Here is a 13,718-nt window from a genome sequence, read left to right as displayed (position 1 = left end):
GCCGACGGCCCCCGCAGCTCGGGTGCGGGGGCCGTCGGCGTCCCGGGCGGGAGTGCGGCGCCGTCGGCGGGCGCGGCCCCCGGGTGCTCAGCCCTGGGGCCGCTGCGGCGGGGCCGGGTCGAGGAGTGCCAGCAGGCGCGCGGCCACGGCCTGAGGGGAGTGCACGCGGTCCAGGTGCTCCCGGGCGAGCGCGCGCCGCTCACGGCCCGCCGCCGGGTCCTCCTCCAGCAGCCCCAGGACGGTGTCCACCAGGGTCGCGTCCTCGGCCACCGTGCACGGAGCGGCCGGGAGGTCCGTGAGGGTCGCGGGGGCCGGCGGGCCCGCCACCACGGCGCTGCCGGCGGCGAGCGCCCGCAGGGCGGCCGCCTCCGGCTCGCCCGTGTGGAGCGGGGCCAGCACGACGTCGCCGCGGAAGGCGTCGGGGCGGCGCCGGTGACGGGGCCCCGACGGCGCCTCCACGGCCACGCCCCGGGAGCGCAGCGCGTCCAGGAGCTCCTCGACCGCCGCGCGCTCGGCGGCCGTCCGGTCCCCGGGCAGCACCAGGACGGAGCGCGGCGCGGCGACGCCGGCGGGCTCCGGGCCCGGGACCAGCGGCAGCGGCAGCCACTGCACGCCCGGCACGGCCACGGCCTCGAGGCGTCGGTGGCTCAGGACCGGCACACCGGCCTCGAGGGCCTCCCGGAACGGCCGCGCCCCGCGGCGGATCCGCCGGTCCAGGGCGGCCCGGGCGTCGGAGTCGAGCTCCGCCCACGGGTGGCCGGGGACGGCCAGCAGGCGGGTGTGCACGTCCGCGAGGAGGCGGTCCCCGGCCAGCATGCCCGCGCGGCGCCCGCGGGCGCGCAGCGAGATCAGCTCGTGCAGGGGCAGGGCCTCCGCCCGGCCGGTCGCGGGCCCCTGCCCGGTGGACAGGAACGCCTCGAAGGCGAGGTCGTCCGCGACCCACTCGGCCAGGGCGTCCCACAGGGCGGCGGGCCCGCCCTCGACGATCCCCCGTCCCTCCGGCGCCGGACGGGGGGCGCGAACCACCGCGGGGCCCGAATCGGCCGGCCACGCGCGCACCAGGGGCCCGGCCGCGTCGTCATCGCCGATCACCAGCAGGCCCGCACGCGGGGCCTCGGTGGCCGGGTCCGGGGCGATCTCCACGGGCATCGGCTCCGCCGAGGTGGGGGCCAGACGCCCCCAGACCTCGTGCAGGGCGCGCTCGGAGGCCTCCCACCGGTGGCGGTCCAGGAGCGCGGGATCGGCGGCGGCCGCCCGGAACCCCTCGATCCCCTCCAGCAGCTCGCGCACGGCGCGGGCGAGGTCCTCGCCGTCGTCGGGGGCGGCGACCGTGCCGATGCCCTGGTCCCGCACGAAGCGGGCCTGCTCGCGCAGGTCGGAGACCACGGAGGGCAGGCCGGCCAGCAGATACTCGCGCAGCTTCGTGGGCACCGCGCTCTCGTGCGCCGGGGTGGGCAGCAGGGGGCTCAGCCCCGCGGTCGCGGAGGCGACGTACCAGGTCACCGACGCCGAGGGCACGTAGTCCACGATGTGGATCCGGTCCGCGACGCCCAGCCGTGCGGCCAGGTCCCGCAGGGCGGCCCGGGGCGCGAGGTCCGGCGAGCCGACGAAGGCGACGTGGACCCCCGGCAGGTGCGGCAGGGCCTCGACGATCGTGAAGATCCCGCGCTGGGCCGCCAGCCGGCCCACGTAGACGAGCAGGGGGACGTCCTCGGCGAGCCCGAGCTCGGTGCGCAGGGGCAGCCGCTCCTCGGGGGCCATCGGGACCTGCGTGCCCCACGGGCCGTTGACCACGGTGGTGGGGCGCTCGGGCAGCGCGTGGTAGTCCTGCATCCGCCCGCTGAGCTCGTCGGTGACCGCCAGCACGGCGTCCGCCTCGTGGATGAGCTCGGCCTCGGCGGCCTTCCACGCGATCCGGTGGTCCACCGGCCCGGCCATCATCTGGCCCGGCACCCACTCGTGGGCGTCGTAGACCCACGGGACGGGGTCCAGACCGTGGGCGGCGCGGTACCTGTCGTAGGCCGCGGCCGCCGGCAGCGGGTGCCGGTCGTGCACGTGCACCACGTCCGGGTCCAGGTCGATCAGGGCCCGCAGGAAGGCGTCCTCGTAGTCGGCGATCATCGGCCACACCTCGCGCCAGTGGCCCGTCCGCGCGGCCTCGAAGTTGGCCACGGCGCGCCGGCGTCGCCCGGCGGCCGGCAGGCGCAGGGTGCGCCCGGGGCCTCGCGCGTCGAGCGTCCGGGCGGCGCGGCCGAGCCGGCCGCGGACGCGGTCGGGGAGGGAGTGCGGGGACAGGCCGCGCACGAGCGCCTGGGGCAGTCCGCTCCCGCCCGCGTGCGCGCGGTCCCAGGCGGTCATCCGGCCGGCCTCCTCCGGGTCCAGCACGGCCGACCAGTCCGTGGCGGCCTCCGGCCCGCCCCCGTGCAGGGTGAGCCAGGCGGCGTAGCGGCGGAAGGGCACGGGGACGCGCAGGATCGGGACCGTGCCGTAGCGGCCCAGGTTGAACACGGACCGGTGGCCCACGCCCACGACCGTGACCCGGTAGCCGGCCCGGATCGCGGAGACCGCGGCCTTCTCCACTCGCGAGTCCCCCACCACGTGGTTGCCCACGAGCATGGCCATGTGGGGGCGGCGGGCGGCGCGGGTGTCCTGGGGCATGGTGCTCCTTCTCGGCAGGGTGGTCAGGGCGCGGTGACCCCGAGGATCCGGCGGGCCAGCCGGGGGATGACGTGATCTTCAGCATAGGTCGCCGCGACGACGTCCCGGGCCTCGGCGGCGGCCGCGCGCCAGACCCGCGCGTCGGCGGTGGCCGACCGGATCGAGCGGGCCAGCGCGTCGACGTCCGGGTGCAGCCAGTCGCGGGGGTAGAGCAGGTCCGCGCCCGCCCACGCGAGGGACCGGGGCAGGCAGCCGTGCACCGCGCCGTCCGGGAGAGTGAAGTGGAAGGACTCGAAGTCGGAGACCGAGAGCGCGACCCCCACCCCGGCGTACCAGGCGCCCATGTCCGGGCCGTGCGGGTCCCAGCGCACGGCCTCGGCCAGCAGCGGGTCCTCACGGAGCCGGCGCAGCTGCTCGCCGTAGTACGCGGCGGCCGCGGGCCGGTCGGCCATCCAGCCCACCGCGTCCGGGCGGTGGCCGCGGATCCGCAGGGTGAACCGCGGCTCGTCGCGGCGCAGCGCGGCGAGCAGGTCCAGCGCCCGGTGCAGGCCCTTGCGCTCAGGCAGCACGCCGACCAGGCCCAGCACGAAGCGGCGGTCGCCCCCGCCCTCGGGGAGGGCGTCGGACACCGCGACGGCGTTGGGCACCCAGTGGCTGCGCTCGGCGGGGAACCGGGTGTCCCGCAGCACCTGGGCCCGCACGTGCTCGGCCACGAAGAGCCACGCGTCCAGGGCGTCCTGGCGCACGCGGCGGGGGAACGGCGTGCCGGCCTCCTGCAGGTGGAGCCGGCTCGTCAGCCGGACGGTCCGGTCCGGGGCGTCGAGGTGCCGGGAGTACCAGGCCAGGTTGCCCAGGCTCCATTCGCAGTGCACGACGTCGGCCCAGTCGGCCAGCGCGCGGCTGCGCTCGGCGTCGTGGCGGGCGTGGCCGCGCCATTCGTCGATGCGCACCTCGTGGCCCTGCTCGCGCAGGTGCCCCACGAGCGCGCCGGCGAACTTCAGGTCGTGTCCGGCGACGACGACGCGGCGCGGCTCGACGCCCACGCGCACCCGGTCCGGCTGCGGCGCGGGGCCCGGGGCCGGCGCGGCGGGAGCGGCGGCGAGCGCGGCCAGGCGGGCGGCCCGACCGGCGGCGGCGAGCGCCTCGCCGCCCTCCTCGGCGCCCTCGGCGTCCACGACCGCGCGGCCGGCCAGCGCGGCGAGCCGGGTCAGCGCGGGGGAGAGGACCGCCGGCTCGCGGGCGAGCACGGCGTCGACGAGGCCGAGGGCGGCCAGGAGCCGGGCCGCGCCGGCCGGTGTGGCGGGCGCCGCGGAGGCGACCACGAGGGCGCCGCAGGGGCGCCGCCCCGCTCGAGAGCGGAGCGCCCCCAGCAGGGCGGTCCGGGAGGCCGGGTCGCACACCAGCACCGTGCGCAGGGCGGGCGCGCCGGCCGGTCCGGCGGCACGGCCGTGCTCGTCGGCGCGGTCCGCGGCCTCGGCCACGGTCCAGGCCCCCGCGTCGAGGCCGCCGACCGGCAGCAAGAGCACCGCCGGCGCGTCGGCGGGGCGGGGCCCCAGGGGCCGCCAGGCGTCGAGCGAGGGGACACGGGCGCCGGTGAGCGCCCGGGTCAGGGAGGCGGCCGCCGGCAGGGGCATCGGCCCGGGCCCGGTCCACTCGACGTCCGCGGCGCGCCAGGTGCGCTCGGGCAGCGTGCGCACCCCGGCAGTTGCGCGCAGCGTGCGCGCGGTGCGCGCCCCGACGTCGCCGGCGCGGGCCGCGGCGCGGGCGCCGACCGTGCGGCCCCGTGCGGCCCAGCGCCGTGCCGCCGACCGGGCCCCGCCGCCGTCGCCGCTCATCCGTTCGTGGTGCCCTGGGGCGGGACGCCGCCCGCCCAGTCGATGCGCTGGGGCACGATCTCCGCCTGCTTGCGGGCGAGGATCTCGCGCCCCTCCTCCTCGCGGCCGTGGGACATGGCGCGGACGTAGAGGTTGTAGCCGCGGGTGACGGTCTCGGGGCGGCCGTCCATGGTCAGCACGCCCTGCTCGATCCAGATCACGCGCTGGCACATCTCCTGGATGGTGCTCAGGGAGTGGCTGACGAGGAACACACAGCCCGCCTGCTCGCGCAGCTCGTCCAGGCGGCGACGGGTGCGCTCGCGGAACTGGGCGTCACCGGTGTTCAGCGCCTCGTCGATGACCAGGATGTCCGGGTCCACGGACGTGGCGATCGCGAACTGCAGGCGCGAGGCCATGCCGGAGGAGTAGGCTTTCAGGGGCAGCTGCAGGGCGCGCTCGTCGAGACCGGACAGGGCGACGACGGCGTCGCGCTTGGCCTCCGCCTCCGCGGTGGTCATGCCCATGGCCAGGCAACCCAGGCGGATATTGTCCTCGCCGGAGACCTGGCGCACGAGCGCCGCGTTGACGCCGAGCATCACCGGCGTGGTGGTGGCGTAGACGCGGCCGGAGGTGGGGTGCATCTGGCCAGTGATGAGCTTCATCAGGGTGGACTTGCCGGAGCCGTTGGTTCCGATCACGCCCACCGACTCGCCGCGCTCCACCATGAAGGACAGGGGTTGCAGCGCCTGGACCTCGGTGGTGCGCACGCCGCGGGCGGCCCGGAGCCGTCCGCGCAGCCCGCCGCTCGAGTGCATCGCGTCCGCCGAGCGGACGCGATAGGTCATCGACGCCTGGTCCACCACCACCGAGGGACGGTGGACCTGCGCGGAGCCGGTCTCGTTCTGCTCGCTCATCGGTCCTCCCCGTAGGTCTCCTCGGCGCTCCAGAACACCAGGATGCCCACCACGAGCAGGACGGCGGTCCAGGCGCCGAGGACGATCCAGCGCATCGGGTCGGCGGCCTCCGCGTAGAGCAGCGACTGCCGGGCGATGTCCAGCACGCAGTACATCGGGTTCAGGTGCATGGCGGTCACGAGCGCCGGGACGTGCTCGAACCGCTCGATGCTGAAGAAGACCGCCGAGAGGTACAGCCAGATGCGGGTGCCGAAGGCGATGAGGTTGGACAGGTCCGCCCAGTGCGCCACGAACCGGGAGAGCAGCAGGGAGGCGCCGATGTTGAACAGGGTCTGCAGCGCCAGCAGCGGGATCAGCAGCAGCCAGCGCCACGTGATGTCCTCCGCCGGCGGAATGGTGAGGACGAGCACGACCATGGTGATGAGCGTGGGCACGAAGAGCAGCAGCTCGCGCATGTTCGTGGCGATCACGAGTGTGGCCCGGGGGAAGCGGAACGCCCGCACGATCGAGAGGTTCCCGGAGATGGACCGCGAGCCGGCGGTGATGGCGCCGGAGGTGTACCGGAACAGGAACACGCCGATGACGAGGTAGCCCAGGAAGTTCTCGATGCCGCGGCCGGTACCGAGCAGCAGGCCGAAGACGAGGAAGTACGCGGCGCCGTCGAGGATGGGGTTGAGCACCATCCAGACCCGGCCGAGCGCGTTCACCGAGTTGGCCCCAGCGATGCGCGAGCGGGAGTCGAAGAGGATGAACGAGCGGTAGTCCCACAGGGAGCGGATGTACTGCCCCAGGCCCGGTCGGGCGCCCACGCGGCGCAGCCGTGCGCCGTCCACGGTCACCACGGCGGCGGCCTCCGCACGCGATTCGCCGGTGTCTGCCATGCCGGGGGCACCCTCTCTCGAGCCAGTGGGAGCCACGGGCCGGGGACGGTCCGTCGCGACTGGACACTCTAGCAAGCCCGCCCAGACGGTCCCGGTCAGTAGACTGCGCCTCAGGGCGAGGCGTGCCCCCGCGCCCCGCCGCCGCGGACCGCCCCCGTCCGCGCCCCCAGCGTCCACGCAACTCAAGGAGCCCTCGTGCCCAAGGTCATGCCCGTCTACGGAACCCGTCCCGAGGCGATCAAGGTCGCGCCGATCGTGAAGGCGCTGCAGGCGGACGACCGCTTCGAGTGCGTGGTCGCGGTGACGGGCCAGCACCGCGAGATGCTGGACCAGGTGAACGAGCTGTTCGGGATCGTCCCGGACCACGACCTCAACATCATCCGTCCCCGGCAGACCCTCAACGGCGTCTTCGCCCGCACCCTCGAGGGGCTCGACGCCGTGCTCGAGCAGGAGCGCCCGGACGCCGTGGTCGTGCAGGGGGACACCACCACCTCGACGGCGGCCGCCGTCGCCGCCTTCAACCGTGGCATCGCCGTGGTCCACGCCGAGGCGGGGCTGCGCAGCTTCGACATCCACTCCCCGTTCCCGGAGGAGGCGAACCGCAAGATCACCAGCCAGATCGCGGCGCTGCACCTGCCGCCGACGTCGGTGAGCCGGGACAACCTGCTGCGCGAGGGCGTGGCCGCCGAGGACGTGTACGTCACCGGCAACACCGTGATCGACGCCCTCCTGGAGGCCGTCGAGCATCAGGTGCCCTTCGAGGACGAGCGGCTCGCCGCCCTGCAGGCCTCCGGCCGGCGCGTGGTGCTGGTGACCACCCACCGCCGCGAGAACCAGGGCGACGCCATGCGCGGCGTGGGCCGGGCCCTGGCGCGCCTGGCCGCCGCCCACCCGGACGCCACGTTCGTGCTGCCCGCCCACCGCAACCCGGTGGTGCGCGAGGCGATCCTGCCCGAGATCGAGGGCCGCGAGAACGTGCTGGTCACCGAGCCGCTGGCCTACGGCGAGTTCACCCACCTGCTCTCCGTGGCCACCGTGGTGCTCACCGACTCCGGTGGCGTGCAGGAGGAGGCCCCGTCCCTCGGCAAGCCCGTGCTCGTGATGCGCGAGAACACCGAGCGTCCCGAGGCCGTCACCGCGGGCACGGTCCGCCTGATCGGCACGGACGAGGAGGTCGTCGTCGCCGAGGTGACCCGCCTGCTCGAGGAGCCCGAGGCCTACGAGGCGATGGCCGCCGCGGTGAACCCCTACGGCGACGGCCGGGCCGCCGAGCGCACCGTCTCGGGCATCGCCCAGCTGCTGGGCGTGGGGGAGCGTCTGCCCGAGTTCGACCCGGAGGCGCGCGGCTGATTTACGCCCCCGCACGCACGAGGCCGCCCTCCCCGTCGGGAGGGCGGCCTCGTGCGTTCCGCGGACGGGCCCGCTCAGCCGTCCTCGCGGTGCGGCGGGCGCACGTCCTCCGGCTCGATCTTCGGCAGGGCGCCGGTGCGCGGCCCGCCCGGGACCACCGGCAGGTTGGTCTCCGGCGCCCGCCACCACGCGAGCGCGCCGAGGAGGATGACGCCGCCGGTGAGCACGAACGCCCAGCCGTAGCCGGCGGCGTCGACCACGAGGCCCGCCAGCAGCGGGCCGATGATCGCGCCGAGGTCCGCGGACATCTGGGCCGAGGACATCACCGCGCCGGAGCGCCGGCCCTGGCCCACGACGTCGGCGATCGCTGCCTGCTGCGGGGCGTTGAGCACGCCCGTGCCGGCGCCGGAGACGAGGCAGGCGAGCAGGAAGAGCAGGGGGGACTGCATCCAGCCGAGCACGCCGGTGGTCACGGCCATCACGAGCAGGCCGGTGAGGATCAGCGGCTTGCGGCCGTGCATGTCGGAGAGTCGGGAGCTGAAGGTCACGGCCACCACGTTGCCGAGTGCGAACACGGACAGGGCGAGGCCGGCCATCAGGGCCCCGTCCACCTGCCAGCCCAGCAGGCCGCTTCCGGCGAACGCGCTCGCGGCGAAGAGCGGCATCACGGAGTTGCGCACGCCGAACGTGGCCCAGCCGTTGGCGAAGAAGGACACGAGCGCCGCGCGGTAGGACGGGTTCTCGAGCGCCTCCTTCACGGGCATGGCGGGGCGGGCGTCCCGGGCCGCGCGGTCCGCCAGGCGGGTGTCCTTGAGCATGAAGAACACGAGTGCCGCGGCGATGACCAGCGAGGTGCCGTAGATGAGGAACGGGGCGCGGTAGCCGAACACGGCGAGGGCGGAGCCGACGATGGGCCCCACGATGTTGCCGATGAGGAAGGCGGACGCGTAGGCGCCCGAGACCCGGCCGCGCATGGACGGCGGGGCCTTGCGGGCCAGGAACGCCATCGCCGAGACGGTGAACAGGGTCGAGCCGACGCCGCCGATCGCCCGGAACGCCAGGAGCTGCGCGAACGTCTGCGCGAAAGCGATGAGGAACATGGACGCCGCCACGATCAGCACGCCCGTCATGTACACGGGCGTCTCGCCGAGGCGGTTGGTCAGCCGGCCGGAGAGGGGCGCGAAGAGCAGGCGGGTGAGGCCGAAGACGGAGACGACGGCGGCCACCGCGGTCGCCGAGGCGTTGAACGAGGCCGCGTACTGGGGCAGCAGCGGCGCGATGATGCCGAAGCCGATCGCGATGATGAACGCGGCGGCCACGAGGACCTTGATCTCACGGGGCAGGGGGGCCCGCGCGGTGCGGGACGAGGACGACGGCATGGCCGCCATCCTCCCACGTCGGACCCGCCCCGGGGCGGGCCTCCCGCCGGCCGCTCCCCGCCCCGGGCCCGGCCGGGACCCGTGTGCCAGACTGGGCACGTGGAAATCGTGCTCATCATCTCAGTCGTCCTCGCCCTGCTGGTGGGCGGTCTCATCGTCGGCCTGCTCGACCGCCGACCCGCCCCGCCGAAGGGCTCCTACCAGGGGGTGCGCGACGCGGACGACCCCCGTCCCGCGCCCCGGCACGCCGCCCCCGGCGGCTCCACCGCCGTCCTCGAGCGCCCCGAGGCCGAGGAGGCGCCGGTCGACCTCGTCGAGCCGGAGGTCGTCGAGGAGGTCGAGGCCGAGCCCGCCGCGCCCGAGCTCGAGCGCCCGGAGGCCGCCGGCTCCCGGCTGGCCCGCCTGCGCGCCCGCCTGCTCAAGTCCAACAACGTGTTCGGCAAGGGCCTGCTGGCCCTGCTCTCGCGCGACCGGATCGACGAGGACACGTGGGACGAGATCGAGGAGACGCTCCTCATGGCGGACCTCGGCACCGAGCCCACCATGGAGCTGGTCGACCGCCTCAAGTCCCGCGTCACCGTGGAGGGCACCCGCGAGCCGGAGCAGGTCCGCGAGCTGCTGCGCGAGGAGCTCGTGGCCATGGTGGACCCGTCCATGGACCGCCGCCTCGCCGCCTCCCGCCGGGACGGCCGCCCGGCCGTGACCCTGGTCGTGGGCGTCAACGGCGTCGGCAAGACCACCACCGTGGGCAAGCTCGCCCGCGTGCTTGTGGCCGAGGACCGCGACGTGGTCCTGGGCGCCGCGGACACCTTCCGCGCCGCCGCCGCCGAGCAGCTGGCCACCTGGGGCGCCCGCGTGGGCGTGCCCACCGTCCGCTCCGAGAAGGAGGGCGCGGACCCCGCCTCCGTCGCCTACGAGGCCGTGGCCGAGGGCATCCGCCTCGAGGCCGACGTCGTGCTCGTGGACACCGCCGGCCGCCTGCAGAACAAGTCGAACCTCATGGACGAGCTCGGCAAGATCAAGCGCGTCATCGAGAAGCAGGCGGAGGTGGACGAGGTCCTGCTCGTCCTCGACGCCACCACGGGCCAGAACGGCCTGACCCAGGCCAAGGTGTTCGCCGAGGTCGTGGACGTCACCGGCATCGTGCTCACCAAGCTGGACGGCACCGCCAAGGGCGGCATCGTCGTCGCCATCCAGCGCCAGCTGGGCGTGCCGGTCAAGCTGATCGGCCTCGGCGAGGGCGCGGACGACCTCGCCCCCTTCACCGCCGAGGGCTTCGTGGACGCGCTGCTGGCCGACTGACCCGCCGCGCCGCGCACCGGGCCCCTTCCGCCGTCGTCGGGAGGGGCCCGCTGCGTCCCCGGTCATCCCCGGCGGCGCCGCGCGTCACATTGCGTCCGATTCCGTGCGCGCCCCCGTGCCGCGCCTCACGCTCCGCTACGCTCCTTGAGCAACGGTCCGATCCTGGACCGGGCGACGACGCCGGACGAACGGCGTCGACGCGGCGGGCGTCCGGCTCAGACCGAGGAGACGCCCATGAACGAGATGACCCTGGACGCCGGAACCGTGTGGATGGTGGTGAGCGCAGGCCTCGTCCTTTTGATGACACCGGGGCTCGCCCTGTTCTACGGCGGGATGACCCGCTCGAAGTCCGCGCTGAACATGATGATGATGTCCTTCGTCTCGATGGGCCTGGTCGGCGTCGTGTGGATCCTCTGGGTCTCCGGGATGACCGGCGGCGAGGGCTGGCTCGGCCTCGTCGGCAGCCCGCTGGCCGACCCCGGCCTCACCACCGCGATGGAGGAGGGCGGTCTGATCGCCGCCGGCTTCGGCGCCACCTTCGCCATCATCACGGTGGCCCTGATCTCGGGCGCGGTCGCGGACCGCGCCCGCTTCCTCACCTGGTGCGTGTTCGTGCCGGTGTGGGTGACCCTGGTCTACGCGCCGCTGGCCTACATGGTGTGGGGCGGCGGCCTGCTCGCCGAGGAGGGCGCCATCGGCTCGCGCCTCGGCGAGGCCCTGGACTTCGCCGGCGGCCTCGTGGTGCACATCAGCGCCGGCGTGGCGGCGCTCGTCCTGGCCCTGATGATGGGCAAGCGCAAGGGCTTCGGCGTGGACCCCGGCCACAAGCCGCACAACGTGCCCTTCACCATGCTGGGCGCCGCCCTGCTGTGGTTCGGCTGGTTCGGCTTCAACGGCGGCGCCGCCGGCGACACGGGCCAGCTCGGCCTGATCTGGATCAACACCCTGGCCGCCGCCGCGGCCGGCATGCTCGGCTGGGTCGTGGTGGAGTGGGTGCGCCGCGGCCGCCCGACCTCGATCGGCACCGCCTCCGGCATCGTGGCCGGCCTCGTCGGCATCACCCCGGCGTGCGCCTTCGTCAGCCCGCTCGGCGCCCTGGTGATCGGCGTGGTCTCCGGCGCGGCCAGCGCCCTGGCCGTGAACCTCAAGTACCGCCTCGGCTTCGACGACTCCCTCGACGTGGTGGGCGTGCACCTGACCGCCGGCATCCTGGGCACCGTGCTCATCGGCTTCTTCGCCCTGCCCTCCGAGGGCCCCGCGGGCCTGTTCTACGGCGGGGACGGCCGTCTGCTGCTGGCCCAGACGGTGGCCGTCGTCGTGGCCGTGGTGTTCACCGCGGTGCTCACCTTCCTCATCGCGCTCGTGCTCAAGGCCACCCTGGGCCTGCGCGTGAGCGAGGAGGACGAGGAGCGCGGCGTGGACCTCACCCTGCACGACGAGTCGGCCTACCACTACGACGTCGGCTTCGGCGGCGTCCCGGTCCCGGCCGACGCGCAGGCCCATCGGGGCGTCGCCGCCGACTGACCCCTCCAGCCGGGTTGCTAGGCTTGGCGGGCGCCGCGGTGGAAGCCGCGGCGCCCGCGACCGTCCGCGTCCGGATCAGTCGACCCCGCTTCGAAGGATCACACCCGCCGTGTTCAACTCCCTGTCCGACCGCCTCACAGCCACGTTCCGCAGCCTCAAGGGCAAGGGACGGCTGACCGAGGCGGACATCGACGCCACCGCACGCGAGATCCGCCGCGCCCTCCTGGACGCCGACGTGGCCGTGCCCGTGGTCCGTCAGTTCATCGCCCAGATCAAGGAGCGCGCCCTCGGCGAGGAGGTCGCCCAGGCCCTGAACCCGGGCCAGCAGGTCGTGAAGATCGTCAACGAGGAGCTCGTGGGGATCCTCGGCGGCGAGACCCGGCGCATCCGCCACGCCAAGACCGGCACCACGGTGATCATGCTCGTGGGCCTGCAGGGCGCAGGCAAGACGACCCTCGCCGGCAAGCTCGCGCACCTGCTCAAGTCCCAGGGCCACACCCCGCTGCTCGTGGCCTGCGACCTGCAGCGCCCCAACGCCGTCAAGCAGCTCCAGGTCGGCGGCGAACGCGCCGGCGTGCCGGTGTTCGCCCCGCACCCCGGCGTCTCCTCGGAGTTCGAGGCCGCCACGGGCGACCCGGTGCAGGTGGCCCGCGACGGCGTCGCCGAGGCCAACGCGAAGTACCACGACGTGGTCATCATCGACACCGCCGGCCGCCTCGGCGTGGACGCCGAGCTGATGCAGCAGGCCGCCGACGTGCGCGCCGCCGTCGAGCCGGACGAGGTGCTCTTCGTCATCGACGCCATGATCGGCCAGGACGCCGTGGCCACCGCCCAGGCGTTCAACGAGGGCGTCGGCTTCACGGGCGTCGTGCTCACCAAGCTCGACGGCGACGCGCGCGGCGGCGCCGCGCTGTCCGTCCGCCACGTCACGGGCAAGCCGATCATGTTCGCCTCGACGGGCGAGGGCCTGAAGGACTTCGAGGTCTTCCACCCGGACCGCATGGCCTCGCGCATCCTCGACATGGGCGACGTGCTCTCCCTGATCGAGCAGGCCGAGCAGAACTGGGACCGCTCCGAGGCCGAGAAGATGGCCAAGAAGTTCGCGGACCAGGAGGACTTCACCCTCGACGACTTCCTGAACCAGATGCAGCAGCTCAAGAAGATGGGCTCGCTGAAGAAGATGCTCATGATGATGCCGGGCGCCCAGGGCATGAGGCAGCAGCTGGAGCAGTTCGACGAGTCCTCGATCGGCCGCGTGGAGGCCGTCATCCACTCGATGACCCCGCACGAGCGCGTGGCCCCCAAGATCATCAACGGCTCGCGGCGCGCCCGCATCGCCAAGGGCTCCGGCGTGAGCGTCTCCGAGGTCAACGGCCTGCTGGAGCGCTTCGCGGAGGCCCAGAAGATGATGAAGCGCATGGCCGCCGGCGGCGGCATGCCCGGCATGCCCGGCGCCCCCGGCGGCGTCTCCCGCAAGGCCAAGGGCAAGAACGCCAAGCGCAACAAGGTGAAGTCCGGCAACCCCGCCAAGGCGGCCGCCGAGCGCAAGGCCCTCGAGGAGCGCCAGGCGCGGGCCGCCCAGGCGCAGGCCGGGGCCGTGTTCGGCCGCGACGGCGGCGCGGGCATGGACGGCTTCGACCCCTCCAGCCTCAACCTGCCGGCCGGCTTCGAGAAGTACCTCAAGGACCGCTGAGCCGGCCCGGGCGGCGGCCGAGCCGCCGCCCGGCGCGCCGGGTGTGCGCCCGCGCCCGGTATCTGGCAGAATGGCCCGGTACTGAGCGTGAGCCCGGACGACCCTCTATCCTCCGCGCGCTCCGTTCCGTTTCGGCCGAGACCCATCGCCAGCTGCCCCCACGCGGCGGTGCCCCGGCCCCCCTGATCTCTACTGAGGAGTGA

9 protein-coding genes are annotated in these 13,718 nt (G+C 74.8%); 4 read left to right on the top strand and 5 right to left on the bottom strand.

Annotation, left to right across the window (positions count from 1 at the left end):
* Positions 1-87: 87 nt before the first annotated feature.
* The 4 genes from HDA33_RS04825 to HDA33_RS04810 are packed head-to-tail and all read right to left on the bottom strand — an operon-like array spanning position 88 to position 6,267.
* On the bottom strand, positions 88-2,658 hold the full coding sequence (locus HDA33_RS04825) for a glycosyltransferase family 4 protein (protein ID WP_184171485.1): 2,571 nt from the start codon (positions 2,656-2,658) through the stop codon (positions 88-90).
* 23 nt (positions 2,659-2,681) lie between these two features.
* A complete protein-coding gene (locus HDA33_RS04820; RefSeq protein ID WP_184171483.1) occupies positions 2,682-4,493 on the bottom strand; it encodes a glycosyltransferase family 4 protein in 1,812 nt (603 codons plus the stop codon).
* Positions 4,490-5,386: an ABC transporter ATP-binding protein gene (locus HDA33_RS04815; RefSeq protein WP_184171480.1), complete on the bottom strand. Its 897-nt coding sequence runs from the start codon at positions 5,384-5,386 to the stop codon at positions 4,490-4,492. Before HDA33_RS04815 ends, HDA33_RS04820 begins: the two co-directional genes overlap by 4 nt.
* Positions 5,383-6,267: an ABC transporter permease gene (locus HDA33_RS04810; RefSeq protein ID WP_184171476.1), complete on the bottom strand. Its 885-nt coding sequence runs from the start codon at positions 6,265-6,267 to the stop codon at positions 5,383-5,385. The genes HDA33_RS04815 and HDA33_RS04810 overlap by 4 nt, the downstream gene beginning before the upstream one ends.
* Before the next feature lie 195 nt (positions 6,268-6,462).
* Between HDA33_RS04810 and wecB the strand changes: the two genes are divergently transcribed.
* Positions 6,463-7,617 (top strand): non-hydrolyzing UDP-N-acetylglucosamine 2-epimerase, encoded by a 1,155-nt coding sequence (wecB, locus tag HDA33_RS04805; RefSeq protein WP_184171473.1) that lies wholly within the window; start codon positions 6,463-6,465, stop codon positions 7,615-7,617.
* Positions 7,618-7,691: 74 nt separating this feature from the next.
* Here the strand turns inward: wecB and HDA33_RS04800 are convergent, their stop codons facing one another.
* The gene (locus HDA33_RS04800) at positions 7,692-8,996 is read right to left on the bottom strand and encodes an MFS transporter (protein ID WP_184171470.1); all 1,305 of its coding nucleotides are present in this window, start codon (positions 8,994-8,996) and stop codon (positions 7,692-7,694) included.
* A gap of 99 nt (positions 8,997-9,095) precedes the next feature.
* Between HDA33_RS04800 and ftsY the strand changes: the two genes are divergently transcribed.
* From ftsY to ffh, 3 genes are all read left to right on the top strand, one after another.
* Positions 9,096-10,298: a signal recognition particle-docking protein FtsY gene (gene ftsY / locus HDA33_RS04795; protein ID WP_017488693.1), complete on the top strand. Its 1,203-nt coding sequence runs from the start codon at positions 9,096-9,098 to the stop codon at positions 10,296-10,298.
* Positions 10,299-10,532: 234 nt separating this feature from the next.
* Positions 10,533-11,822: an ammonium transporter gene (locus HDA33_RS04790; protein ID WP_184171467.1), complete on the top strand. Its 1,290-nt coding sequence runs from the start codon at positions 10,533-10,535 to the stop codon at positions 11,820-11,822.
* Between the two features lie 109 nt (positions 11,823-11,931).
* The gene (gene ffh / locus HDA33_RS04785; RefSeq protein WP_017488695.1) at positions 11,932-13,515 is read left to right on the top strand and encodes a signal recognition particle protein; all 1,584 of its coding nucleotides are present in this window, start codon (positions 11,932-11,934) and stop codon (positions 13,513-13,515) included.
* Positions 13,516-13,718 lie beyond the last annotated feature (203 nt).

The sequence above is a fragment of the Micrococcus endophyticus genome (assembly GCF_014205115.1).
GTDB classification, from domain to species: Bacteria; Actinomycetota; Actinomycetes; order Actinomycetales; family Micrococcaceae; genus Micrococcus; species Micrococcus endophyticus.
The sequence above is the reverse complement of the archived record's forward strand: the minus strand, read 5'-3'. Positions and strand labels throughout refer to the sequence as shown.